At 59.8% G+C, this 24,611-nt stretch carries 23 protein-coding genes, 1 tRNA gene, 1 pseudogene and 1 riboswitch; of the genes and pseudogenes, 11 read left to right on the forward strand and 14 right to left on the reverse strand.

The window, feature by feature from the left end; all coding sequences use genetic code 11:
- Positions 1-10: 10 nt before the first annotated feature.
- The gene (gene rpoZ / locus ACZ5ZH_RS08835; protein WP_449474068.1) at positions 11-355 is read right to left on the reverse strand and encodes a DNA-directed RNA polymerase subunit omega; all 345 of its coding nucleotides are present in this window, start codon (positions 353-355) and stop codon (positions 11-13) included.
- 123 nt (positions 356-478) lie between these two features.
- Between rpoZ and ACZ5ZH_RS08840 the strand changes: the two genes are divergently transcribed.
- Entirely contained in the window at positions 479-1,681 is a 1,203-nt protein-coding gene (locus ACZ5ZH_RS08840; RefSeq protein ID WP_464771264.1) for a phospholipase D-like domain-containing protein, read from the forward strand.
- Positions 1,682-1,704: 23 nt separating this feature from the next.
- Here the strand turns inward: ACZ5ZH_RS08840 and ald are convergent, their stop codons facing one another.
- Entirely contained in the window at positions 1,705-2,820 is a 1,116-nt protein-coding gene (gene ald / locus ACZ5ZH_RS08845; RefSeq protein WP_464771265.1) for an alanine dehydrogenase, read from the reverse strand.
- Between the two features lie 225 nt (positions 2,821-3,045).
- On the opposite strand from ald, the gene ACZ5ZH_RS08850 reads away from it, so the two are divergent.
- The 4 genes from ACZ5ZH_RS08850 (at position 3,046) to ACZ5ZH_RS08865 (ending at position 6,167) form a co-directional block, all read left to right on the forward strand.
- Positions 3,046-3,136: transfer RNA gene (locus ACZ5ZH_RS08850), tRNA-Ser, on the forward strand.
- A gap of 896 nt (positions 3,137-4,032) precedes the next feature.
- Positions 4,033-4,527: a hypothetical protein gene (locus tag ACZ5ZH_RS08855; RefSeq protein WP_464771266.1), complete on the forward strand. Its 495-nt coding sequence runs from the start codon at positions 4,033-4,035 to the stop codon at positions 4,525-4,527.
- Between the two features lie 328 nt (positions 4,528-4,855).
- The gene (locus ACZ5ZH_RS08860; protein ID WP_464771267.1) at positions 4,856-5,191 is read left to right on the forward strand and encodes a hypothetical protein; all 336 of its coding nucleotides are present in this window, start codon (positions 4,856-4,858) and stop codon (positions 5,189-5,191) included.
- Positions 5,192-5,504: 313 nt separating this feature from the next.
- On the forward strand, positions 5,505-6,167 hold the full coding sequence (locus tag ACZ5ZH_RS08865) for an RES family NAD+ phosphorylase (RefSeq protein ID WP_464771268.1): 663 nt from the start codon (positions 5,505-5,507) through the stop codon (positions 6,165-6,167).
- 48 nt (positions 6,168-6,215) lie between these two features.
- On the opposite strand, the gene ACZ5ZH_RS08870 is transcribed toward ACZ5ZH_RS08865, so the two are convergent.
- The 3 genes from ACZ5ZH_RS08870 to ACZ5ZH_RS08880 form a co-directional block, all read right to left on the reverse strand.
- Positions 6,216-6,992 carry a hypothetical protein gene (locus tag ACZ5ZH_RS08870; RefSeq protein ID WP_464771269.1) on the reverse strand — a complete coding sequence of 259 codons (777 nt, stop codon included), beginning with the start codon at positions 6,990-6,992 and terminating at the stop codon, positions 6,216-6,218.
- A 200-nt stretch (positions 6,993-7,192) separates the two neighbouring features.
- A complete protein-coding gene (locus tag ACZ5ZH_RS08875) occupies positions 7,193-8,566 on the reverse strand; it encodes a S41 family peptidase (RefSeq protein WP_464771270.1) in 1,374 nt (457 codons plus the stop codon).
- A gap of 169 nt (positions 8,567-8,735) precedes the next feature.
- Positions 8,736-9,800, reverse strand: a complete 1,065-nt coding sequence (locus ACZ5ZH_RS08880; RefSeq protein ID WP_464775169.1) for an alpha/beta hydrolase family protein — start codon at positions 9,798-9,800, stop codon at positions 8,736-8,738.
- Between the two features lie 172 nt (positions 9,801-9,972).
- Here ACZ5ZH_RS08880 and ACZ5ZH_RS08885 point away from each other — a divergent pair, with 172 nt between their 5' ends.
- Together ACZ5ZH_RS08885 and ACZ5ZH_RS08890 are read left to right on the forward strand one after the other, a co-directional pair.
- Positions 9,973-10,596, forward strand: a complete 624-nt coding sequence (locus tag ACZ5ZH_RS08885) for a TetR/AcrR family transcriptional regulator (protein ID WP_464771272.1) — start codon at positions 9,973-9,975, stop codon at positions 10,594-10,596.
- A 230-nt stretch (positions 10,597-10,826) separates the two neighbouring features.
- Positions 10,827-10,907: riboswitch (ZMP/ZTP riboswitch) on the forward strand.
- A gap of 16 nt (positions 10,908-10,923) precedes the next feature.
- Positions 10,924-11,394 (forward strand): protein tyrosine phosphatase family protein, encoded by a 471-nt coding sequence (locus ACZ5ZH_RS08890; RefSeq protein WP_464771273.1) that lies wholly within the window; start codon positions 10,924-10,926, stop codon positions 11,392-11,394.
- A gap of 147 nt (positions 11,395-11,541) precedes the next feature.
- Here the strand turns inward: ACZ5ZH_RS08890 and ACZ5ZH_RS08895 are convergent, their stop codons facing one another.
- The 7 genes and pseudogenes from ACZ5ZH_RS08895 to ACZ5ZH_RS08925 form a co-directional block, all read right to left on the reverse strand.
- On the reverse strand, positions 11,542-12,558 hold the full coding sequence (locus ACZ5ZH_RS08895; RefSeq protein ID WP_464771274.1) for an alpha/beta fold hydrolase: 1,017 nt from the start codon (positions 12,556-12,558) through the stop codon (positions 11,542-11,544).
- A 230-nt stretch (positions 12,559-12,788) separates the two neighbouring features.
- Entirely contained in the window at positions 12,789-13,481 is a 693-nt protein-coding gene (locus ACZ5ZH_RS08900; protein WP_464771275.1) for a hypothetical protein, read from the reverse strand.
- A gap of 367 nt (positions 13,482-13,848) precedes the next feature.
- On the reverse strand, positions 13,849-14,136 hold the full coding sequence (locus tag ACZ5ZH_RS08905) for a hypothetical protein (protein WP_464771276.1): 288 nt from the start codon (positions 14,134-14,136) through the stop codon (positions 13,849-13,851).
- Between the two features lie 49 nt (positions 14,137-14,185).
- Entirely contained in the window at positions 14,186-14,455 is a 270-nt protein-coding gene (locus ACZ5ZH_RS08910) for a hypothetical protein (RefSeq protein WP_464771277.1), read from the reverse strand.
- Positions 14,456-15,577: 1,122 nt separating this feature from the next.
- Positions 15,578-16,435 (reverse strand): annotated as a pseudogene (locus ACZ5ZH_RS08915) (recombinase family protein); the annotation flags it as partial.
- A complete protein-coding gene (locus ACZ5ZH_RS08920) occupies positions 16,342-16,755 on the reverse strand; it encodes a DUF2924 domain-containing protein (RefSeq protein WP_464771278.1) in 414 nt (137 codons plus the stop codon). The gene ACZ5ZH_RS08920 and the pseudogene ACZ5ZH_RS08915, both read right to left, overlap by 94 nt.
- Positions 16,755-17,237, reverse strand: a complete 483-nt coding sequence (locus ACZ5ZH_RS08925; protein ID WP_464771279.1) for a DUF3489 domain-containing protein — start codon at positions 17,235-17,237, stop codon at positions 16,755-16,757. Before ACZ5ZH_RS08925 ends, ACZ5ZH_RS08920 begins: the two co-directional genes overlap by 1 nt.
- Positions 17,238-17,816: 579 nt before the next feature.
- Between ACZ5ZH_RS08925 and ACZ5ZH_RS08930 the strand changes: the two genes are divergently transcribed.
- On the forward strand, positions 17,817-20,045 hold the full coding sequence (locus tag ACZ5ZH_RS08930) for a TonB-dependent receptor (protein ID WP_464771281.1): 2,229 nt from the start codon (positions 17,817-17,819) through the stop codon (positions 20,043-20,045).
- Positions 20,046-20,110: 65 nt separating this feature from the next.
- Positions 20,111-20,827 carry an IS6 family transposase gene (locus tag ACZ5ZH_RS08935; RefSeq protein WP_464771282.1) on the forward strand — a complete coding sequence of 239 codons (717 nt, stop codon included), beginning with the start codon at positions 20,111-20,113 and terminating at the stop codon, positions 20,825-20,827.
- A gap of 89 nt (positions 20,828-20,916) precedes the next feature.
- Here the strand turns inward: ACZ5ZH_RS08935 and ACZ5ZH_RS08940 are convergent, their stop codons facing one another.
- Entirely contained in the window at positions 20,917-22,071 is a 1,155-nt protein-coding gene (locus tag ACZ5ZH_RS08940; RefSeq protein ID WP_464771283.1) for an alpha/beta hydrolase, read from the reverse strand.
- A 983-nt stretch (positions 22,072-23,054) separates the two neighbouring features.
- Between ACZ5ZH_RS08940 and ACZ5ZH_RS08945 the strand changes: the two genes are divergently transcribed.
- Entirely contained in the window at positions 23,055-23,636 is a 582-nt protein-coding gene (locus ACZ5ZH_RS08945; protein WP_464771284.1) for a VOC family protein, read from the forward strand.
- Between the two features lie 141 nt (positions 23,637-23,777).
- On the forward strand, positions 23,778-23,960 hold the full coding sequence (locus ACZ5ZH_RS08950; RefSeq protein WP_464771285.1) for a transposase: 183 nt from the start codon (positions 23,778-23,780) through the stop codon (positions 23,958-23,960).
- A gap of 111 nt (positions 23,961-24,071) precedes the next feature.
- Here ACZ5ZH_RS08950 and ACZ5ZH_RS08955 read toward each other — a convergent pair whose 3' ends face one another.
- On the reverse strand, positions 24,072-24,581 hold the full coding sequence (locus tag ACZ5ZH_RS08955; RefSeq protein WP_464771286.1) for a MarR family winged helix-turn-helix transcriptional regulator: 510 nt from the start codon (positions 24,579-24,581) through the stop codon (positions 24,072-24,074).
- Positions 24,582-24,611 lie beyond the last annotated feature (30 nt).

Genomic DNA, 24,611 nt, shown 5'->3' on the forward strand with positions numbered 1-24,611 from the left:
GATGAACGGATCAGCCGTCGTAGTCGCCGCCAACATTCTGGTTGCGCGGCGGGGCGGCGGCGGTGAGGCGCAGGGCCTCTGCCGACTGGGCAATCGAACCAATTTCGTCCGGCGTGTCGTCGTCGTCGATCTGCACCTTTTGCAGCGACCCAACGAGCGAATCATGCAATTCGGCCGGAAATACGGTTTCTTCAGCGATCTCGCGCAAGGCGACGACCGGGTTTTTATCGCGGTCGCGGTCCAACGTCAGTTCAGCGCCGCCGGAAATCTCACGGGCGCGCTGCGCCGCAAGCAGGACGAGGTCAAAACGGTTGGTAACCTTGTCGACGCAATCTTCGACGGTAACGCGGGCCAAACGGGCGCTCCTGGCAAAATGATGGAAATCGTGAGGGCAGCGCCTATCAGCGGGCGGGCGGGGAGTCAATGAAAAGCCCATAAAGCCGTGGCGCATAGCGGCAATTAAGCGCATGAACGGGATATGGCGACCAACCGGCAGTCCCCAGCGAAGAGCGACGAGGCCGGGATCGGCCTGTCCATCCGGGGGCACCGGCTGGACGTGATCGAACATGGTCCCGCTCTGCGAGAGACGCTGATCGGCCTGATCGATGGCGCGCGGGACAGCCTGAAGCTCTATTATTACATCTTCGCCGCCGATGAGAGCGGGCGGATGGTGCTGGATCGGCTGATCGCGGCCCGAGGGCGCGGCGTTGCCGTAACCTTGATGATCGATGCGTTCGGATCGGCCGACACGCCGGTTACTTTCTTCGACCCGTTGATCAAGGCGGGGGGACGGTTTGGCCGATTCGGCGCGCGGCGGTCGACCCGCTATCTGATCCGCAATCATCAGAAGATGACCATTGCGGATGATCGGCGGCTACTGCTGGGCGGGTTCAATGTGGAGGATGCCTATTTCGGATTGCCCGAAGAGGATGCCTGGGTGGACCTGGGCCTTTTGATCGACGGGCCGCAGGTCGCGGCGATGACCAACTGGTATGGGCAGCTGTGGCGGTGGGTATCGACCAGCAAGCAGAGTTTCCGCACAATGCGGCGGATGGTGCGGCATTGGCACCCGTCGCTGCACCATGATCCCGATGATCCGATGCGATGGCTGATCGGCGGGCCGACCCGGCGCTTAAGCCCCTGGGCGCAGGTCGTGAAGCATGACCTGGAGCATGCGCGGCGGGTGGACATGGTGGCCGCCTATTTTTCGCCCGGACGCGGCATGCTGAAACGCATTGCGCGCGCGGCGCGGCGGGAGGGCGCGCGGCTTATCCTGCCGTCCCGGTCGGACAATGGCGCGACGGTTGCGGCGGCACGGCTGCTCTACGGACCGCTGCTGCGGCGCGGGGTGGAGATATGGGAATATCAGAAGCGCAAGCTGCACATGAAGCTGATCGTCATCGATGACGCGGTCTTCATCGGATCAGCCAATTTCGACATGCGCAGCCTGTTCCTGAATCTGGAGATCATGCTGCGGATCGAGGATAAGGCGCTGGCGGACGAAGCGAGGGACTTCATTAGCCGTCGCGCAGAGGAAAGCCGACAGATCACGCTGGAACGCTACAAGGCCCAGCGCGGGGTGCTGACTTTGGTGAAGCAGTGGATCAGCTATTTCCTGGTGGGCGTGGTGGATTACACCGTCACGCGGCGGTTGAACTTCCGCAATCCGGACGCGGATTAAAGGGGGGTGCCCCGGGGCGGCCGTCAGGCCAGCGCTTCCTCCGCCGGGGTAAAGGGCAGCTCCAGCGCCTGAGCCACCGCCTGATAGGTCACCTTGCCGTCCCAGACGTTGAGCCCAGCGAGCAGATGCGGGTCGGATTGCAGCGCCTTCTTCCACCCCAGATCGGCGATGCGCAGCGCATGCGGCAGGGTGACATTATTTAGCGCGTATGTGCTGGTGCGCGCGACCGCGCCGGGCATGTTGGCGACGCAATAATGGACAATGCCATCGACGATATAGGTGGGATCGGCATGGGTCGTGGGATGGCTGGTTTCGAAACAGCCGCCCTGATCGATCGCGACATCGACCAGCACGGAGCCCTTCTTCATGGTTTTGAGCATGTCGGCGCTGACCAGCTTGGGCGCGGCGGCTCCGGGGATCAGCACGGCGCCGATGACGAGGTCGGCGTCCGCCACGCATTCGGCCAGATTGGCGCGATTGGAAAAGCGGGTCTTCGCCCGTGCCTCGAAATAGATGCCGAGCCGTTCGAGCACTTCAGGGCTGCGGTCGAGGATGGTGACGTCCGCGCCCAGGCCCGCCGCCATCTGCGCGGCATTGAAGCCGACGACGCCACCGCCGATCACGCAGACCTTGGCCGGAAGGACGCCGGGCACGCCGCCCAGCAGCACGCCCCGGCCGCCATTCGCCTTTTCCAGCGCCGTCGCGCCCGCCTGAATCGACATGCGTCCGGCTACCTGGCTCATAGGCTTTAGCAGCGGGAGGCCGCCGCCAGCGTCGGTGACGGTTTCATAGGCGATGCAGACAGCGCCCGACGCCATGAGGTCGCGGGTCTGGTCCGGGTCGGGAGCGAGATGAAGGTAGGTGTAGAGTATCTGGCCCGGGCGCAGCATGGCGCGTTCCTCGGGCTGCGGCTCCTTCACCTTCACGATCATTTCGGCCGCTTCGAACACGTCGCGCGCGCTCGGGACGATCTCGCCCCCGGCACGGGCGTACAGCGCGTCATGCGCGCCAATCCCCTCCCCCGCGCCGCTTTCCACCAGCACCCGATGGCCATGGGCCGCCAGTTCATGCACGCTCTCAGGCGTCAGGCCGACGCGATATTCGTGATTCTTGATCTCCCTGACCGTGCCTACAATCATGTTCAGCCTTTCCGTTCTGGAGAGATGCCGCATCTGGATAGGGTATCGCCGGAAATGTAGCTATTGTTCCTGAATGTAGGTTGCGGCCAGGCATTTGCCTATCCGTCACGGTCTACGTAGCGCAACGGCGGGTGAAGTACCGCCGCGAAATTGAAGCAGGAAAGTCGCGGCATCCCCTTGCCACTCGCCGCGCCGCACGATAGGGAGCCGCCTTCCAGTGCATGCGGAGCGGTGGCCGAGTGGTCGAAGGCGCTCGCCTGGAAAGTGAGTATACGTCAAAAGCGTATCGAGGGTTCGAATCCCTCCCGCTCCGCCAGCTAGTCCTTGATTTTGCAGGGTTTTTAGAGAAACCGGTCGATACAGATCGTCTCAGTTTCCACTACGCTTTCGGACATTCCCGCGCGAAAAACGGCAAGGATTTTCTCTTGCTACGCACCCCAAAATCTTCTGCCGACATTTCCGAGGGTTGTTGGGCAAAAGCATATCGATGGTTCGAATCTGTACCGCTCCGCCACCAAGTCTCAACATATTGGAAACGTTAGAGAATTTGCCGAAAAGCGGCGCAAATTCGCGCGCGTTCAGCTCAGTTCGGTACTGCAGAGAGTCAGATGCGAACCAAAGATACGGAATTTGGCCCAGCTATCTCTGCTGCTACTCCCCGCACTACGGAATGCACTTTTGCATCAAAAGCGTATTGATGGTTTGGAATCCGTTCCGCTCCGCCAGCTAGTCTGCAAATATCGCAGAAATCGGAGAATCTCCGAAAGACGGCGGGAATTCGCACGTATTTCGTGGGGTTCGGTAGTGCGGAGAACCCAACATCCCCCGAGCCTCCCCGATACGACGCCACGTTCTCTGATGCCGTGGCCAGCACTACCGAATTCATTCTGCTCGAAATGATGATCGCGGTTGCCGCAGGCTAGCAGGGCACTTGCCTTCGTGGCTCGCGCGCTCTCTTTCCTTAATGCCAGCGGCGAACTGATAGCAATTCTGCCCAGTTCCTGCTTGACGAGCGAGCGCGATCAAGGCCTGCGAGGCGCTCTACACGAGCACTGGGACTTCATGACGATTGGAGCTTCGCACTCGGACGCGTTCCCGCGCTGCTCAGTGACAGTTGATATAGTGAAGCTGGCCCGACGTTCGGCTGGATTAGCAGTTCCTCCGACATCCAATGCTCCGCGATCTAACATTTCGCGCGGGCGCCTACAGTTGATGCGCGGCAGCATCGCCAATTCCCGTGGATCGGCAGAACCGCAGGGCCAACCTTTTGTTCACAGCACCGACCTAGCCGACGGCCGGATTGGTCCGCTCTCGCGCTGGTACGCCCATGCCCCAAGATCCGTAGCGGGATCGGCACTGCTGTTTCCCCGCGTCGGCCGCATGAGGGTCGACAAGCTCGTGCACAAGCAGGATAGCAGTACTATAATTCTCTCCGACTGCGTCATCGCATGTAAGACGCCTGACCGGGCCGACGAAAGCGCGCTCCTCGACCTAATGCAGCGCGACTGGAGTAATTTCTTCCGACTTTGGGCAGGGAGCTGCGCGCCGTATGTAACAATGAGCCGCTTGGAGGAAGCGTTCACGCTTCTTGGATATGAAGTAGAAATCGTCGAAAACATGATGCTAGATGCCCAGCTCGACCAGCGCGTCGAGCGCGCATGTTCTCGGATCAGCCGTAGCCCGCAGCCTGTGCCAGTCTATCTGTAAGCGGACATCATCGGCTGAGAGAGCAGTCTATCCTCGCGATGGACGGAAATTGTGACATGTCGGAGATAGGACTAACCGTGCTTAGTAGGCGTTTGGCGGGCAACGCCAAGGGGTAGTGCGGGATGATGAACGTCGAATTTCCGAAGTCGTTCTGCACGACGCGCGTGCCGCACATAGCCGCGTCGCCGGCAGTGCCGTCATCGATCAGGCCGCCTAAGGCCCACCAGTGGAAGTGTTTTAGCGCTTACCCCGAGCAAGCACCGACGGACGATGGTAAATTCGTCGGCACTGTGTGAGAAAGCCGTCCTCGCCGAGTTTGGGGATCGCAATGAACGTCTGTCCGGAGTGCTTCGAAAACACCACGCTGAAGCGCCGGCTGATCGAAATTCGCCCGGGCTTTCCCGACGACGAACGATGCCAGTTCCACCCTTCCCGCAAGGCAGTTCCGCTGGAGGAGGTCGGCAAAATCGTGGAGCCCGCCCTGCGCGCGAACTACGCGATCGGTGAGTGGATGTTCGAAAGTCAAGAGGGCGAGGACCTCTACACCATCATCAACGAAACGACCGGTGCCGACGACGACCAGGTGATAAACGCTCCTCGGCTGGCTGATCGACAACGACGACTACTGGCCGCCAGACGGCGAAGAGGCGTTCTTCGCGGATGACCAGACCTATGTCCCCATCCGCCTCGACGGGTGGCGCCACGGCGCCCTGTGGCGCAGGTTCCGCGAGGCCATCCTCCACCGCCAGCGCTTCTTCAACGATCTCGCCAAGGCGTTCCTCGCCCAAATATTCGACGGCATCCAGTATCAATCGGACATCGACAGCCAGCCGGCGTTCTACCGCCTGGTCCCCGCGACTGATCCGGTCTTCTACCGCGCCCGCATCGTCGCCGACGAGGAAGCCTTCCGAACCATCGCGAAGAACCCGGCATCGCTCATGGGGCCACCGCCTCCCCCTCTGCGCCGGGCAGGTCGGATGAACGCGGCCGGAATCGCGGTGTTCTACGGCGCCACCGAGAAGGATACGGCCATCGCCGAACTGCGCCCCGCCGTCGGCTCGCTGATCACCCTGGCCGCTTTCCGCATCCACCGACCTATCCACGTCCTCGACCTCACCCGCTTCACCCGGGCCGGAAAGCAGATCGACATCTTCGCCAAGAACCAAATGGTCCGCGCCACCCAATGGGCCTTCATGCAGAGCTTCGCGTCCGAGATCAGCCAGCCCATCCTCCCGGGCGACGAGCATCTCGAATACGTGCCCGCGCAGGTCGTGGCAGAATATCTCACGAACCAGCCAGTGCGATGGCGCGGCACCGACGTGACCCCGGACGCCATCATCTTCCGGTCGGCCCAGCGTGAAGGTGGCAAGAACATCGCCATCATGGGTGACGCGGCGACCATCTGCGCCTTCCCTGCATCGGAGCCGTCCGACAGGTCCTCCGCCACGCGTCCAGACGCCGACCTCGACTTCCCCGCCTTTGTCTCACCCCTCCCCGCACAATCGAATGCGGGGCTCGAATATATCGACGGCACCATCGAGTTGCTGGAGGTCGGCTCTGCGGTCTACGCCGTCGACACGCATTATGCCTCGCCCGCTCTCGACCTCTCGCCGGACGATCTGGACGAACCTGACTTCTAGTTTTGCGCGTCGGTGATCAACGCCCGTCCGACTACTCCGCCAAGGTCCTCACGCCTGCATCATCCGCGACGTAAGCCCCGTGCCCTTCATCGTCCCGATGAAATCATAGGCTTCGCCGGTTCGGGGCGCGAACCAATACAGCAGCAGCAGCAGATCCCGCGTCCCGCTTTGATCAAGCGCACTGCTCGTCGCCCGCGCGACATTGGCCTGAAAGGTCTTCGGATCGGGAGGGGGGCCGATCACGAACGAGATGGTCGATGCGCGCTCCGCCTCGCCCGACGTGATTCCACTTGAGAAAAAACAGTCGACGGATCTCTCAACCATCCGCCAGCCTTCGCGCAGCAAACGGTCGGCAGCCTTCTGCGTCTCGAAGTCGAAGCTCAGAAGCCGATGACCGAAGCGCGTCCAGCCCGCGGGCTTCTTGTCCTCAAGGGATCGCAATACCGCCTTCCACGTTTCGGTCCTGCGGATCGGAAAAGATAGGGTCCTCGCCGCCCTAGCCTCGCTGTAGCCATGCGCGACCTTCGCGGAACGGCCATACAGCCACAGCTCGCCATTGCGTCCCACGCTCGGCACGTTGAACTGCGTCTCCAGATAGAATGCTACCAGATCCAACTCATCCGCGACATACGCCACCTGCCGCTCGAAGGCCTCACGGCGGCTCAGGTAGTGGCACCGCTCCACCTGCATCGTCAGCACCTCCATGACCGTCTCCAGCTCGAAGATGCTCATCGTCGGTGCTATGTCAGCCGTCTCCGGTATCAGGCCGGCCTCCTTCAGCCTCGGCCAGTGCGCAGAGAGGGGGCCGACCGCATCCAGCACCACGTTTGACACATCGACCCAATGCAAACCACCTCCGTCCCAGAAAGGCAAGCGTCGCGACTGCACTATATTGTCTTAGAGGAATGTCTGTTAATCAAAGCCGTACGCCAGAAAGAAGACCGACAGCTAGCAGCCGATACGTCATTTAGAGACGCCCGCGCATCGAACCGCGGGCAGCGAGAGTGCGATAACGTCGAGTATGTTCAACCCGGCGTTCTGGTTCGCGCTCGCCCTGGCCTACCGGTCTTCGAACCAGCTCGGATATTCTCCAGGCCAAGCACCGCTTCCAGAGCAGGATCGCGGGCCTCACGATAAGCTGCGAAAGTCCAGGGCGCGGCGATGTCTGGCCGTAGCGTGCGGACATGCACGGGGTAGCGATAGTTCAGCCAGAAACACTGGTCGATATCATTACAAGGGCCGTTATAGACGTGACGACCCGCCGTAAATTGAATCATGTGGCCACTGTTGGGCAGCAGGAACGGCCTTCCTTCGGCCCAGAAATCCAGTCGGTCGCCAACGTTTTCGCCAACGATCTTCACGCGGGTGCCGCCTTCCTCTTTCAGCGCGGAGATGGTCGTGATCGCGGCGGAGAAGGTCCAGGGCGAGGTCAGGATGTAAATAGGGGCATCGCCCGCCGCTTCGGGCAAAGCGCGCGCGAACGCATAGGTCATGGTGTAATCGCCACCCGGATTCATCCGCATGTCGAGCACGATGAAGGTCGGGCGCTCCTTGCGGATTTGCGTCAGGGTCTCTTTCAGGAATGCCGCGATCGGATTGCCGACATTCTGCAACATCCGCACATAGAAGCCGCCGGGCGCAAGCGTGTGCGACCAATAGACACGGTCGTGCTGCTGAAGCGATAAGGGAAGGTCATCGCGCCCCTGCAGCACAGTGGCGACACCCTTGAGCTGGCCGGGAAACAACAGGCGGCCCATTGTCGGCCAGAGTATCGACGGCATGCTGGTCTCGGCTGTGAGGCGGCGTTCGAACGGCGCGCCGCTGGCGAGAACGCCGGCCACCACCAAGCTGTCCTTTGCCTCCGCCACGCCGGCAGCTTGCAACAGGCCGGGCGCTTCCAACATCGGCACAAGACTGTTGCGGCGCAGTGCCTCGGCCCCACCCCGATAGCGGCGGATGAGGCGATAGATGTCGTCGATGCGGCGTCCGTCGATCCGATCGATGCGCGCGCCCAGCATAGCGGTATGCGCGGTATCGGCATCGAGGACGTGCAGGCCATCGGCAAACAGATAGAAGCGCACCGGAATACGCGGCACCTTTTGGCCGAATGTGAAGAGAGTGGTGTGTCCGTTATCGGCAAGCGCGGCGATCTCGGCGATGCGCAGCGTGAACTGGTCGCGGGTCAGCGAACCGGCATCAGCCTGCAAGCGTAGCGCGAGCCGCTTCGCCTTGGCGCGAGCGCGGGGGGAATAGGACCGGTCATAATCGGGAAAGGCGGCGAAGTAGGTCGCGTCCGCGATCCGACCGGCGCGTTGATCATCGACGCGGGCAGGAACTGGCCGTGGCGGAGGGTACTGAAAGCGCGTGCTGATCTCGCGGCGCACGGTAGCGTCGTCCATCGCCCGTATAGCGGCGACATGATCTACCGTGGTACACGCGCCAAGCGTAAGGGCTAGCGCGAGCGTAAGGCCTGGCTTATCGACATGCCACCTAAGGTGTTGAACGCTGTCTGCGAACCGGGGAGCGATTAGCCCTTTAATGACAGACATAATTGTTCCCCCTCCGTCTCTACCGACTGGTCACTCGCGCCAGCCATTGTTCCAAGGTGCGCTCCACCAGCCTCCCCGGGCTGGGCAACATAGCGTGGCCGGCTCCTGGAATGCGGCGATACTCATATGGCTTTCCGAGGGCGCGGAGGGCATCGAGATTGCGTGCGGTGGATCCGGAGGGTACCATCCAGTCGCGATCTCCCAACAACCACAGCCCGGGAATGTTGAGCGCGCGCAGGTCGGCGACGGGATCGTAATTCCCATAGGGAAGGTCGAGAGGCCGCTTCTGCGATGCCTCCCAAGCCTGATCCGGGGTCATGCCCTTGGGGATATCGCCTCGGGAAAAGGCGTTCAGGATTTTGCCGAGCGTAGCTCCCCCGTTTGGCGGTCCGAGATGGAGACGCTCGTACTGCAGCCAGTGATGGGTCGATACGACCGGGCCGGAGAGCAACAGCATGAACGCAGCGTGGCCATTCAGGACGGCCGCCCTTGGTATGATCCAGCCCGCCTGACTGCCACCGAAGAACCCAACCATGTCCGGCCGCACTTCACGGCGCGCTGCCAGAACGTCGTGGGCGGCGGAGGCGTCGCTTGCGAGCAAATCGATGTTATCCGGGCGGAGGGCCTGGACCTTCTCGAAATGGCCAGTCGATTCTCCCGTTCCGCGCTTGTCGTAGAGGATCACCGCATAGCCACGGCGCACCAACTGGCGGGCCATTCCGGTCTGGCTGCTCCGCGGAAGATCGCCCGAACCGTGGACGAGGACAATACCGGGAACCCGACCTTGCCTGTCCGGCAAGTACATGGCCCCGGCCAGCCGCGCGCCGCGATTCTCGAAACTGATTGCCTCCTGATGATAGGCATAACCACGTTTTGTTTCGGCGAACTGCCAGCCTGCTACGACGATCCCGGCCAGCGTGACGATGGCGAGGATCCTGCGGCTGGTCCGCCGCTCCGGGGCACGGGTGAACATCGAGGCTGCTCCGGTCAGGACCGCGCCGGGAACCGCGACCACAAAGCCCAACCCGCTCATGAACGGCCCGAGCGGAAATAGATAAAGGTAAAGCGCCAGCAGGATCAGCAAGGGGCCGACCCAGCGGCCAGCAAACTTGAGGACATCCCAAACACGGCGCATTATTATTATCCCCGGTTCTTTGAGCGAGTGGGCCTTCGGCGGCTACGGTGCGCCAACTCTATCCGCCGCAGTGTTGCTATCGCCTATTGACCATACGGTCAATATAATCTCAGGAAGGGATATGAGCAGGCGTATGAGAGAGCGGCGCGATCCCGAGGAACGGCGGGCGCAGATCCTGGATGAGACGATCCGCCTTGTGGGGCAGCGGGGTTATCACGGCTTCACAATCCAGGAGCTTGCCAGCCGCTGCGGTATCACCAAAGGCGCGCTGTTATACTATTTCCGGTCAAAGGAAGGCCTGCTGGCCGCTGCGCTTGAAGAATATTCACGCCGCGAGGTCGCCGACGTGCAGGCGTTTGCGCAGGAAAGGACGCGGGCCGACGGGGCGCAAGGAGAAATGTCGTTTCCAGCCGTCGTTGAACTCCTGCACTTCATGGCGGGCCGGACCGCCGCCGAGCCAGAGATCGAGCGCCTTTTCCTCGTTCTTCAGGCAGAGGCTATGGCTGATCCCGCGCATCCCGCCAACGCTCTCGTCCGCGAGCGCGAGAAAATGGTGATGGAGGGTTTTACACTAATGCTGACGCCGCACTGCGAGGGCCCCCTAGAAATCGCGCGCGAACTTTTCGCGATGATAGAGGGCCTCACGCTCCGTTGGCTGCAGGCCGATCAAGGGTTCGATCTGGTCGCGGCCTGGGATCGGGCCTTGGGCAAGATCCTGGCCATCCCGAGGCAGCTGGGCCTATGAGAATGGCGTGACGTTGGACTTCAGCCTGTCACTGGCCGACGCCAGGAGGAAGGTCGATGCCTGGTAATGGGACTATCGGGAGCCTTCCTCACGCATCGCTTGGCCGGTTAACGCCAGTCTTATGCGAAATCGACCATTTGCTGCCGAATAAAACAGCCACTCATACGCTTGAAGCTGGTCGTTCCTGCAATGGGCAGGCTTGGCGGTAGCGCCGTCATAGGGTATACGAGCCGCGTTCGCGCAACTGGCGAGGAAGGTGGATTACCACCGTGGAGCGCGAAACGCCGCCGCCGCTCGCCTGGGCACCCTTTGAATGGAGGTGCCTGTATGTCTGATCCTACCGATATTTATAACTGGCGACGCCTCGACAGCCGCGTCACTACATCAGGCCAACCCACGGAGGAGCAACTTGCCGAGTTATCCAGACTTGGTATTGGACACGTCATAAATCTTGGGCTGCACACACATGAAAAAGCTCTGCCCGATGAAGCCGCCTCACTTGCTCGTCTCGGCTTGACCTATATTCACATCCCTGTGGATTTCGACCGACCAACCGAAGAAGATTTCAATAAGTTCTGTGACGCGATGGCCAAGCTTGAAAGCAGGCCAGTTCATGTTCATTGCATTGCCAACATGAGAGTGTCTGCCTTCCTTTATCGTTGGCAACGAGAGGCTTTGGGGCACAATGACGCGCAAGCGCGGGCACTAATGGACACGGTGTGGCAGCCCGGAGGCGTCTGGGCATCGTTCATCGGAGATGATGCCAGTGGTTCGCTGCCTCATCGTCTCCCGAAATAAGGTAATTTATAGAGGCAGGCGTTAGTCAGCTTTCCGGCTGACGCCACCTCTTAAGCCGACCGTCCGCAAACCACCCGGTCTGGGCATGGCCGGAGCAGATTTTGGATCGTCCCGCTCCGCAGACAGCCAGTCCGCATGTGGTACAGGTTACGCGGCTAGCGGCGTGACGCGTTCCACCAGCGCGGCCAAGAACTTACCGGGTTCTTCGAACATTGGAAGATGAGCAGACCGTTCGAACCAAACCAGTTCCTTGAGTGGGGCATCCAGGTCTGCAAGCCATTGTTCCGCGATGTAGGGAGGACTTACCCGATCATGGCGTCCGAGGAATAGCAGGACGGGAACCTCAATATGCTTCACGCCCGAAAAGCTAATCGCCGCTAATTGCGGCCACATACGAGGCATGGTGAACGAAAAGCCTGCTCCGATGGCCTGGCCGTCAGCAATGCCGTGCGCCGGCGAAAGCAGGAAGGAATGCGAGTGAAAGTTCGTATCATTTCTGTATGCAGCAAAGCCACCAAAGCGGCGGACCCACTTCCGCTCGATTCTGGTTTTTTCGAGATCAAGGGCGTGTTCTTGCGGATATGGTGAGATTGCATTCAGTTCTGATAAGGCGTCGGAGTTATTTGTTCTGGCAGCTTCGGACAAGGTCCAGGCGTAACCTTCCTGCTCGTTTTTCAGGAAATCTATCACCTGTGCCACGCCGACATAAGCGTGGACGAGATCTGGTCGCTTTATTGCAACGGCAAGTCCGACGGCAGACCCCCAACTATGGCCAACGATGATGACCTTCTGCTTCTCATAGCGGGAACAGAGTAGCTCGATGAGTTCAATTGCATCGTCGCAATAACGTTCGAACGTCAGTGTCGGGCCGAGCGCCTCCGGCTCATTGAGCGGAAAGGACAAACCGGCACCACGCTGATCCCATTGCGCCACCGTGAAAAAATCTTCCCACGGTCGCTGGTATGTCCAGGCAATTGGAAGCTCAGTTGATGCCGGCCCGCCATGAATGAACAGAATCACGGGATTCGCGGCGTCAGTGCCACGGATGGCGACAAATTGCCGGGCGCCCCCCCAATTCGAAATCGATCTTGAGATCGACTGCGGTGGGCATTGACAAACTTTGCATCTCACCAAGGAGCGAGCGGCCAGCAGCATAAGGATCATTATCACTCAAAGCTGTATCTCCCACGGCCATGTCATTTGAGGCAACCGTGCCAGCGAAGCCGATCGTTCGCAATCAGGCAAAACATCATCCTGCAAATGGCGTGGTCGCTTGCCGCTGGACAGCTTCCTCACCCCGAGCCGGACCAGCAGGTTAACAGCGCGGGGCAGCGGTCCGGAATCCGGGAACGACGATGCAGGTGGCTTGCTGACTGTCAGTTCTGACGAAGAAGTCAGCTAGAGCTGGCTTGCCGACTCTCACGCCATGACGGCGGAGGACACAATGCGCATACGAAGGTGATGATCAACAAGCTGAGCCAGGCAAACGACGCGCCGAATGGCATCAATTCCTGATTTGTGAAAACAGCGACCGCACAGAGCGCGCCGCCTACAACAGTCGCAATTCCTAACCACCGCTGCCATCCTGAGCTTTTCACATGCATGATGCCGATAAGCATCAAAACTACGCTCAAAAGCACGAACTTGGCGCGCGCGACGACCATAAGAACGTCTATCTCGCCGCGACTGCCCGGCAGGTCGCCAATGATGGCGTACATGCGACTATTTTCAATCAGATCGAAGATGGCAGCGAGTATTGTGAGCACTATGGCGGGCTTTATCAGAGCCCGCCCTGATGGCGGCACAATCCGTCCAACCGCGATTGCTGACACGATCAAAAACGCGGCATAGACGGGGATGAACCCGAAAGTGTCGATCCGAAGTGCTTGCATCTGCGCAGCAATCAGAGACGCCTTGCAGGGCTCAGGAAACAGAGCGGCAACGGCGGCGGGGCTGAGCGCCATTTCAAGTGCAACGATTGGATCAGGCGCAACTGTGCATGCGCGCAATCCGGCTATGGCAGGAAACATCATCATGAAGATGAATACTGCGATTCCGCCGAGAGCCGCGCAGCGCCACAGGTTCATCCCTTGCCTCCTACACAAAAACTTTGTTGCCGTATGCGCAACACTGCTTGTGCATGAGTGTTGAACTGATCATCGGGACTGCACAAAGTCAACTGCTATGGGCTACCGCGATTGGCCGTGTCGGCTTATCGAACTCCAATCCAGACAGGAATGGTCGCCTGCCGCTGGTCCCGGACTGCCATGCTCCTTGCACCGCCGATGAGCGGACCGGCCGCTCCTGCTATCCAATCTGCCCGATAGCTACAGCAGAGGCCGACGGGCGGCTTGAAGAAGATGTTGTCTTACAATGAGCCCTGCTATGTCCGGGCTGGGTGGCTAGCGGAAAGGCAGGTTTCGGCGGCATTTGCTGGAAATCTGACTACAGGGATTATATCCCGCCGGTGTAAACCAGCAGATATGGGAACAGGGCTGCCAAAGCGATGATGGAAATTGCCCCTAATGGTTGCGCAGCCCGGAGACCGTTGCAAATCCAACCAGCCAACAGCAACGTCGCCGTGATGCAGATCGGAAATACCATGTAATAGTCGATCTGGCCTGAGTTGGGATAGACGCCATTCCCATGTGCGTAGATGCCGTAGGTCCCGCTTCGACCCATATAAAATAGTCCGAACCAGAGCGCCGCAGCAATTCCAGCGAAGATGTTGGCTGTCCGCATTGGAGATGCCTAACGCTATCGGACAGCATCTGCAAATGGCCGCATGCGGCTACACACCGCGCAGATTAATGAGTGCGTAAAGCCTTGTGCTGGAGTCCCATAGGCCGCCCACTGCCAACGGCAGCAAAAAGGTTGCCACGATTACGTTCGCCCAAAACTTTTGAGGGTTTTCAGTCCGAGTTTGCGGCGTTTCAACAGTATCGATGAAAGGGCGACTGAGCGCCATCACATAACCGCGCGATCCAGCGATGTATAGCAGGCGGAAGATGTGCCAGTTAAACCAAAGTGCCGCCGCGAAATAGACAAAGGCCGCGATCACTCCGGCTTCTCCTGCTTCGGCCTCAATTGGACGATTTTCGCCAGCTTCTCATACTAGGGTGCCTCTTCCGCTCGCATGATCGCCACCTCCCCGTTTCGAAAGTCCGCTTCTATGATAGCCGGTAGCCCGGCTCAATGGCGGCGACTGGTAGCATGCCGACCAGCCGGTTTCTCCCCGCAAATCCAACGGTGAAAATCTGAGCGAGCGGCCGCTTTCGGGAAGCGAAAATTAGCCTCTGATCGATACGAGGAGCTTGGCATCCTGGGCACCCCAACCCGGATTGATCGCTCCTCGGGCAAGCAGCATGGCGCCGTCGACATCCGCGTTCTGTCGTCCCGTGAGGATGGCCTCGGTAACCGCCGGAGAGAGGAAAGCGAGCCGCAGCACGCGGGTCATCCAGGAGGCGCTCACCTTTTCCCGGGCAGCGAGGGTTTTAACGTCAACGGGCTCGGTGCGAAGGATGCGCCACCAGTGATGCGCCCTTGCGACCATGCGGATGAGCGAGGGGTCGATCCGGGCTGACGCCGATGCTCCGCCATCCTGTACGAGACGGAGCGCACGACCTGAGCGTGTCAGACGAACAGGAGAACGCAGGAGGACGTCATTTGCCTCGTCATCAGCAGGAAGGTCCAGGAGTTTGATCAGCGCAGGGAGCCTGCATCGGAGAGTGACCCCTTCCCCCGTCACTTCCACGGCTTCCACCAGGGAGAGCAGGACCTCGCGCTTCCTCTGACGGATACAGGCCGCACTCCGCGCCGCCGCGTCCATGATCCGTGAGATGTCGTGACGGTCGATCCAGGCACCGGCCTGCGCCACAAGGTCAATCGGGTCGTCAAAAGCCTGCGCCAGCCGGTCCACTACGGCCGTCTCCAGCTCGCGTGCGGGGATGCGCATGCCGTCCCCGCCCTCTCCGGTCTGCAGCGCCCTGCTCACATAATAGCGATACCGCACCTTCCCCTTTGTAGCATGCACCGGGATGAGCGGTTCGCCCGCTTCATCCCGCACCAGTCCGGCGAGAAGGCTGGCCTGCTGCGCGTTTTTGCCCGTCCGCATACCCTGTCGGTTCTGTTCCAGCAGCGCCTGCACCCTGTCCCACAGATCCCGCTCAATGATAGCCTCGTGGAGCCCGGGATGGATTTTCCCGTGATGGCTGATCTCGCCAAGATATGTGCGGCAGGCGAGCATGAGGTACAGCTGTCCCCGGGTGAACGGCCGGCCTCCCATGCTCTTGCCGGTCGCCGTGGTACGGATGGGCGCCAGCACTCCCTCCTCCCGCAGCGCTTCAGCCAGCAGCCGGACATTGCCGATCTTGAGATAGCGCCCGTAGATGCTGTTCACGAGCGCCGCCTGCTCCGGCACGATGGCGAGGCTGCGGCCATCGGGGCGATAGCCCAGCGGAGGAACCCCGCCCATCCACATGCTCCGCGCCTTTGATGCCGCGATCTTGTCGCGGATCCGCTCGGCGGTCACTTCCCGTTCGAACTGGGCGAAGGAGAGCAGCATGTTGAGTGTCAGGCGCCCCATGCTGGCGGTGGTGTTGAACGACTGGGTCACCGAGACGAATGAGACACCGGCTGCATCGAACGCTTCCACCAGCTTTGCAAAGTCCAGCAGGGAACGGGTCAGCCGATCGACCTTGTAGACGACGATGATGTCGATCAGTCCGTCCCTCACATCCTCGAGCAGGCGCTGCAGCCCCGGCCGCTCGAGCGTGCCTCCCGATATGCCGCCATCATCATAGCATGTGGCAAGCGCGGTCCAGCCCTCAATCGCCTGCGAGAGGATGTAGGCGGTGCACGCTTCCCGCTGGGCGTGCAGCGAGTTGAAGTCCTGTTCCAGCCCTTCCTCGCTCGACTTCCTCGTGTAGATGGCGCAGCGGACCGGCTTCATGCCGCAACCTTCTGCTTCAGGCCAAAGAAGGCGGGGCCCGACCAGCGGGTGCCGGTGATCGTCCGGGCAACCTCGCTCAGCGACCGCCATTCCCGGTCGTTCCAGCGGATGATCCGGTCCTCCCCGATCGTCACCACATGGACGACGCTGTTCCACTCACGGGTCAGGCGCATGCCCGCCTTCGCGTCTGCCGTACGGCTCTTGCCCCCTGCAAGCTGGGCGAGCTTTTGCCGGGTCGTGCGCGGCAGACCGCCCAGCGACTTTGCCTGATATTCCCATGCAAGGGCGAGACGCATCATCGCCGGACTGATCCGGGGCGGAGCCGTCCCGGCAAGGCGCTGCCATTCCGCCCTGAGCGCCGATGAGGAGAGGTTTTCGAGGGCGGCGATCCGCCGCTCCACCTCGCCCATCAGCTGATGCTCCCGATCCGGTAGCAGCTCTGGCCATCGCGGGCGCTCCGCCCGATCGCATGTCCCTTCCTGCGCAGGCCGGTCAGTGCCGCCCGCACCGTGTGGGGCAGCCACCCGGTCGCTTCGATAAGGTCTGCCATCACCGCCCCTTCCGGCCGCTCGATCAGGGCAAGGAGCATACCCGTCTTCGTCGTCCGGACAGGGGATGTGGCAGGTTCAGCTTTGCCCACGCCCTCCCCCTTGTCGGGGGCATCAGCTTCAATGCCGATCGCCCGCAGGCCCGCGGCCGTGATGTGGATGTGCGCCTCTCCATCTGGGCCGTCCGCCGCCCGCTGCTCGACAAAGCCGCGGCGCAGGAGCGCGGCTACCGCCTTCGCGCCGCCCCTTGGGTCCACGTTCTGGGGATAAGGATGGATCTCTCCGTCCTCCCGCCGGGACGCAGTGGAGAGCAGCATGGATTGCAGATCGCTCAGTCGGGTCATGGGTGGTTCTCCTTCGAAGGAGCCGCGCAATGCGGCTCCCACCACCCACAGCCCCGACCGTCGACCGGTCGGGGCAGGTCACCGCGCATCAGGTACGCAGCGATTCAGCGCTCATGCTGTTCGCTCTGTTTGAAGGTGAAGTCGAGCACATTGTCAGCCCGCTCGCCGCAACTCAATGATTGGTCGCCAACGCCCCCTCTCCAGCAGCCGCCTGTCTTAATTAGAATATATATTCTCACTAGTGCATTAGAGCAACAAACCTTTCATTACGAAATCTGCTTGTCCTCGACAATATTGTGCCTTGCTCGATAAATCTCGTCTAATGGGGGAAGCTTTCGGGATACGGCCAAGGCTGGCCGGTGCCGCCCGTCGCAGAAGACATCGATCTTCGTGACCCGCCCAAATGCTGAAGGTGCCCGCAGCCTTCCAGCCACAACGATGATCATTCTATAATTTGTATTTACGGAATATAGATTCCATATTATAGCGGTTAGATATAAAAATGGGAGAGGGTTTATGAGATTCCGTACTAGCATTTTATGCGCTGCCGCGACCGGAGCCTTATTTCCAACATTCGCAATGGCGGGGCCAACATCTTCAAGCACGGAGAGTTGGGCTCCAGAAGCCCAAACAACTACCGCCGCTGCAAATCCCTACGCGTCGAGTGCAGACATCATCGTAACCGCCAACAGGCGTTCGGAAAGGCTTCAGGATGTACCGATCACCGTTACCGCCGTCACCGGAGAGGCGCTGCGCGAGCGCGGCGTCAAGAATCCAGAGGATCTGACCCGCATTTCACCCAGCCTCGTTACTCAAAACAACGCGGCGAACGCCCAGGGCACCAATTTTTCGATACGCGGCGTCGGCACGTCCAGCTTCCAGCGGTCGGTCGAGCCCAGCGTGGCTGTCGTTCTGGACGATGTGACCCTGATTCGTTCGGAACTGGGGGTCATCAATTTCACCGATCTTGCGCAGGTCGAAGTTCTTAACGGTCCGCAAGGCTTTCTATTTGGCAAAAACGCGTCCGCCGGGCTTATCAACATCCGTACCAACGATCCCGTGATCGGGACCAATTCGGGTCGCATTTTTTCGGAATATGGCCAGTTGGATAACGCCAACGACACATCATTATTTCGTGTACAAGGCATCGCTAATCTAGCGCTGTCTGACAGCGCGGCTGCGAGGATCAATGGCTTTTACGTCAAGAATTCGTCGCTTCAGAAAAATGTCGTGGCCAATCCCGACTTTGATGGCGGTCTGCGACAAGTCGGCGGATCTGCGAAGCTGCTGTGGAAGCCTACAGAACGGCTGACGGTGTTGCTGGCGGGCGACTATCTGGATTCCCGCGGCGCCGGCGGCGGCGTAGCGAGTTTGCGGGTCGTCACGCCCACGAGTCCTCTCGCCCAACTACTCCCCACACTTGGCATCACGCCGGGCCCTAACAATTCCAATAGCGCCTATGATGGGCCGACTTTCTACAATCTCAAGGTGGGTGGGGTTCAGGCCAAGATTTCCTATGAACTGGATAGTGGCCTGACCATCACGAACATTGCGGCCTACCGGGGGTTCAAGACGTCCCAGCAGTTTGACGCCGATTATAGCCCCCTGCCCCTGGTGCAGGTTTTCGGCGGGGGCATTATCACCGATCAATTTTCCAATGAGCTTCGACTGGCTTCGCCCGTGGGAGGAAAATTCGATTACCAAGCCGGGCTGTTCCTGCTCAAGGCGCGGGTCCGGGAAGACAATCTTCTTGCTGCGTCTCTGGGACAAACGCCCCCCCCAGGCTTCACGACTGTCCTGGGAAGCGACAGCTTCTGGCGCCAAAAGCTTGGCAGCTATGCCGCCTATGGCCAGGGGACCTATCGCTTCACGGACAGGCTGCGCCTGACCGCGGGCGCGCGCCTGACCCATGAAACCATCAATATGCGTTATGAAAATACTGCGGGCGGTGGCGCGCTCTCCTTGCTGCCTGTTTCTCCTGACCGACAGGAGGCCCGTCGCGAAACCAACTTTTCCTGGCGCACGACGCTGCAATATGACTTGAACAATGACTGGATGGTCTACGGCACTGCCGCGCGCGGCTACAAGGGGCCGGGTTATGCGCAATATTCCTTCTCTTACGTAAGGCCGGAAATTTCGACGCATTTCGAGATCGGGACCAAGGCCCAGTTTCTCGATCGCAAGTTGACGGTAAACCTGTCGGCTTACAACACCGACTTTAAGGATTTCCAGGCGCAGAGCATCGACTTCACGACACTGTCGTTCCTGCTGCAGAATGCAGGAAAGCTACGCACGCGCGGCGCTGAACTACAGGTCATCGCGCGGCCCACATCACGCCTGACATTCAACGCCAGTGTTGCCTATACAGATGCCCGCTTCATCTCGTTCAAGGGGGACACCTGCTATGTCGGGCAGATTGACTGCGTGAACGGCGCGACCGACTCCTCTGGCCGGAGACTGCCAAACGCTCCTAAGTGGAAGGCGATCGCAGACGTCAGCTACGAGCAACCACTGGGCGACAATTTCGCGGCCATCTTTAATATCGGTGTAACGTCACAATCATCTTACAATTTCCTGTCCAACGGCGACCCCAGTTCGGTACAGAAGGGTTATACGGCGCTTGACTTGGGCGCCACCTTGACCCCGACCGCGCGCAACTGGAGCCTCCGGGCCTTCTGCCGGAACTGTACCGACCGCCGCTACGTCGCTACAGTTCAGGGCCATCCGTTTTTCGCTGGCGATTATATCCAGAACTTAAGCTACGGGGGCTTTCGCCAACTTGGTCTTGCGCTCGACGTAGGCTTCTAAGCCTCGAGAGGGCTCTGTCAGACCAAATGCACCGCTCGTTAGGATAGCGCTGGTAAGCGGGCGCCATGCCCCGCCCCCGTAAGCCCGCCAGCCCTTTCCGCTACTTCAACTCGTCGCCAGAGGTGATCCGGCTGGCGGTGATGATGTACGTCCGGTTTCCGCTCAGCCTGCGGAACGTGGAAGATCTGCTCTTCGAGCGTGGCATCGATATCAGCCACGAGACCGTCCGATACTGGTGGAACAGGTTCGGCCCGCTGTTCGCCGGAGATATCCGTCGGCAGCGGATCAGCCGCATGCGCGGGTTCCGGCACTGGCGCTGGCACCTCGATGAGATGTACGTCAAAGTCAATGGTGAGATGGTCTATCTGTGGCGCGCCGTTGATCAGGAAGGTGAGATCCTGGAGAGCTATGTCACGAAAACGCGCGACAAACTGGCTGCTTTGACTTTCATGAAGAAGGCGCTGAAGCGTCATGGACCTCCCGAATCGATCACCACTGATGGCCTTCGCACTTACGGCGCGGCGATGGGCGAGCTTGGCAACCGGGCAAAGCAGGTAGTCGGCCGCTGGGCAAACAATCGGGTCGAGAACAGTCACCTTCCGTTTCGACGACGAGAGCGGGCTATGCTGCGCTTCAGGCAAATCAAGGCCCTACAGAAATTCGCATCCGTTCACGCCAACGTCCACAACCACTTTTCACTGGAACGCCACCTGATTGATCGACAGACCTACAAGGAAAGACGCTCAGCTGCCCTGGCTGAGTGGCGGTCTCTCGTGATCTGATCCCCTGCCTCGCCGGTCCAAAGTGCATCGTGTGGAGAGCGGTTCGCCTTTGTCTGACAGCACCAAGCCTAGATGTCCGCAAATGACCACTAAGGCTTAAGGTGAAGGTATTTGGTGAAGAAGCGCGCCATCGTATCAAACGCCTCCCGCGATTCGGGTAGCGCGATATCGTAGAAGAAGGCATGTCCCATACCATCCCAGATGTTGAGTTGGCTAACGGCTCCGCTCTTCTGCAACGCATTGTTGGTTGCAACGGCGCTGCTCATTTCCAGAGCACGGCTTCCCGTTACAATTAGAGTTGGCGGAAAGTGCCTCAGTACATCAGGCGACCGGAGAGGCGAGACAGCGGGATCGTCGAGTTTGATCCCCTCAAAATACGATAGGCGTATCTCTTTATTTGGTATTGCCTGAAAGGGTGAGGTGAAGGCAGCACTGTCACCCAAGAGGCGCATGTCAGCAGATGCACACAAAAGGCCGATGGCGGCTGGAAGAGGCAGCTTATCGCGGATCAGCGCGGCGGTGGTCTGGGCGGTGAGTTGGCCGCCCGCCGAGCAGCCATATATCACCACATCTTGCGACTTATGCGTCTTGAGCAGTTCACGATAGACCTTTACCACGTCCTCGGTTGCGTCGGGATAATGCGCTTCTGGGCCTTGCCGATAAGTGATGCTTACGCCCTCCACGCCCATGAGGCCCGACAGGGGGATCGTCTCAAACATGCCATTGGCCCCCGCGTTGGCAATCATGAAGCCCCCGCCCGGAAGGTTCAGCAGTATCTTGCCAGACTTTGCGGGCGTGATGCCTGCCATCGGCCGCGTCCAGACGGCCGGGACACCGGCGATCGCACGCTCCTCCGTCTCTACCTTGTACATCCGCTTCAGTTGGGCAACGCGGCCCGCGACGAGCCTTGGCAAATTCGTGCGCAAGGCGGTGACATCCTTTGGCGACTGACGGAGCACCTCGAACATGTCGGAGGGCACACGTGGTAAGGCCGCTTTCGCCTCGGCACTCATATACTCGGAAGGAGGCAGGCGAAATGAGGGCACGTTCACCGACCCATCTGCTTCGATTGGTCGCGAAGAAGGATTAGCAGCAGCTTGCCACGATCCGCGAGATGGTGCGGAGCCTTTTTCTGCCTTTGTTGCGACTTGGGCGGTCACTGCGGCAAAGGGCATGATCAGTGGAACTACAAGAACCGCGCATTTGAGAAGCAGCTTAGGCATCATTCTTCCTTTTTCGTCCATATTGTCAAGGTCGCCAAGGTGATCCGGCTTTCCTATTCAACGATCCCAATCGGGACAACTAATCGGGAGTCCAAAACTTTTGCATCAGGGGCGATGGAGGCAGAAACAGTGATTTCGGCGGCCAGAAGCGCGCCAAATGTGCATCAGATTTTTGTATCACGGGGAGGGGCAGATTTCTGCGATTTTTGGCTTGATGCAAAACTTGTGATTTTCGGATCATGGATGGGCAACGTCAGTTTGCGTGAGGCGAAGGCGGTGAGTCCTGCGCGAAAATAGGCTCCCGCAGGGCCTTGGAGAACGCGATAGCGCGTGGCGATACGTCCGCTGTTCTCGGGCACGCGTGCGATCCTGTCGTCCTGCGCCGCGCCATCGTCGGCCGTGTCGGTATAAGCATAATTGGCGAGGAGCGAGAAGGCAGATCTCGGCTACCACAGCAGATCGGCCTCCACCCCGCATGCGCGCTCTGGATATGGAAGCCCAAATCGGCGAGGACGGCAAAGATGACGTTTCGTGCGTGTGCCGAAATGCTGCGATCGTGCCCGAAAGACCTCTCTTCGATATGGCGAGATTGATTCCGGCCTCGATATTAAAGGAGATTCCGGCTTTGGCTCCTGCACACGACAAGCCAAAGGACGCGCGGAAGGCCGTCCCATAGCCAGCGAACAGCGCGATGCCGGGCGCGCACCTCTGCCGATGCCTGCACCGCCGCGGAACAAGCGCCCGCCGCCGTTGCAATTCGGGCCTGAGACACTCCTTCTAGCTGGTATTTTCAGCCGCCGATAGGCCGTGGGCGGCAGCGATTCATTACGGCGGATGTCGCTGTCATTGTCTTCCCATTTGACCTGCCACAGCTCGCCACCACCAAGCTAAATCTGTGGCCAGATGCACCAGAACAGTCCGGCCGGGCGGCCCGGGGCTTTTCGTCCTACGCATGCTCATCTGCCATATTTTATAAGTTGGTTCATCCCGAGCTTCCTGATAGGATGCTTGCATATGATTGCCTGACTTATCAACATAGATGGAAGGTCAATACTATTATGGTGCTCAAGCCTTGGGGGCGGCTCAACCAAATCGCCTATATGGTGCCCAACTTAAACAAGGCGATCGATTGGTGGACCGAGGTAATGGGCGTGGGCCCCTTTTTCATCTTTCCGGCTTTCGAGATGGTTCGAGGCGATTATCGCGGTAAAGAGCATTTCGCACAGTACGGCGCGGCGATCGCATTTTCCGGGGACCTGATGATCGAACTTATCGAACCGCGAGGCCCGTCGATCTTCCAAGAGTTTCTGGATGCGGGCCGTAAAGGCGTCCATCATCTATGCGCTTTCTCCGACAGCATGGAAGATGCGGAAGCCTGGGTCGCTGAACACGGCGGCACGCGACTGCAAGGAGCTGAGTTCGCAGACGGGTCCCAGATCGCCTATTTCGCGATGGATGCTGAGGAAAACAATATCCTGGAGATCGGCGTGTTGAAGGCCGAGGTCCAGAGCCTTTTCGACATGATTCAGCAGGCTGGCGCCAACTGGGATGGCAAGGCAAAGATCTTCAACCCGACGGCGGGCTGAGGATTATTGGGCGGGTGGCACTGACAAGCGAGTCAGCCATCCGACAGATCAGTCGCCGGTGAAGTGCAGCTCCACACGGACGCCATTGGGATCGGTGCCGAAGATTTGGCGTAGCCTGATCGATTCAACGATGTTGACATCATGGGGCATGCTCATCTCCGCCAATTCCTTCGTAATGGCGTCATAGCCGAGCACCGCAACCGGATCGAGCGATGCTTTGGTCGCCTCAAGCATTTCAGACGCTTCGCTACCCGCTACGATCGGCGCACCGCTCACTTTGCCGACTTCGTACATCTCGCCGCTGCCATGATCTGGCTACGCTGAATGTCGATGCGGCCTAAGTGATGGGAGTGCTTCGCTAGGACTTTGTTGAGCCCGCGAATGCGATGATGGGGTAAGCAAAGCACGTTGAGCGAAAGACGGGTCGGACCCGGCCTACCGCTGGCCAAAACGGAAGTGTTCGGCAAGGTCCGCTAAACTCTTTCGCAATGCCTCTTCCCTCTCAGCACCCAAAACTGACCGGATTTCGTCATTGAGGACATCGCCTTCCGCACGTAGCGGCGCGCACACTTCGCGGCCTTTACCAGTAAGCCTCACGCGCACCTGCCGCGCGTCAACCTCAAAAATGCTTCGCTCAACGAGACCTCGCTGCTCCAACCGCTTGAGTGTTTGTGATACTGTCGCATGCGCTATCGAGAGCCGCTTGGTCAGTTCGGAATGCGAAAGAGGCTCTTCTTGATACAGTTCAAGGAGAAGAAAGGCCGCAGCCTGACTCACATAGGCTTCGGCGGTCCTGACGGCATAAAGATGAGACTGGAGGCGCGCCACCATCGTGATGAGATAAGGTGTTGTGAGCTTGGCGTCGAATTCCGAGGGCGCAACCCACTTCTCGTCGAATCCTGTCCGAACCGGGGGCCGCGCGCGATGTCTGGGTGCTTGCTTCATCCGCTGTCCTTATGGGAGAGTCGTCATAAA

This window comes from Sphingobium sp. TomMM7A (assembly GCF_055397305.1).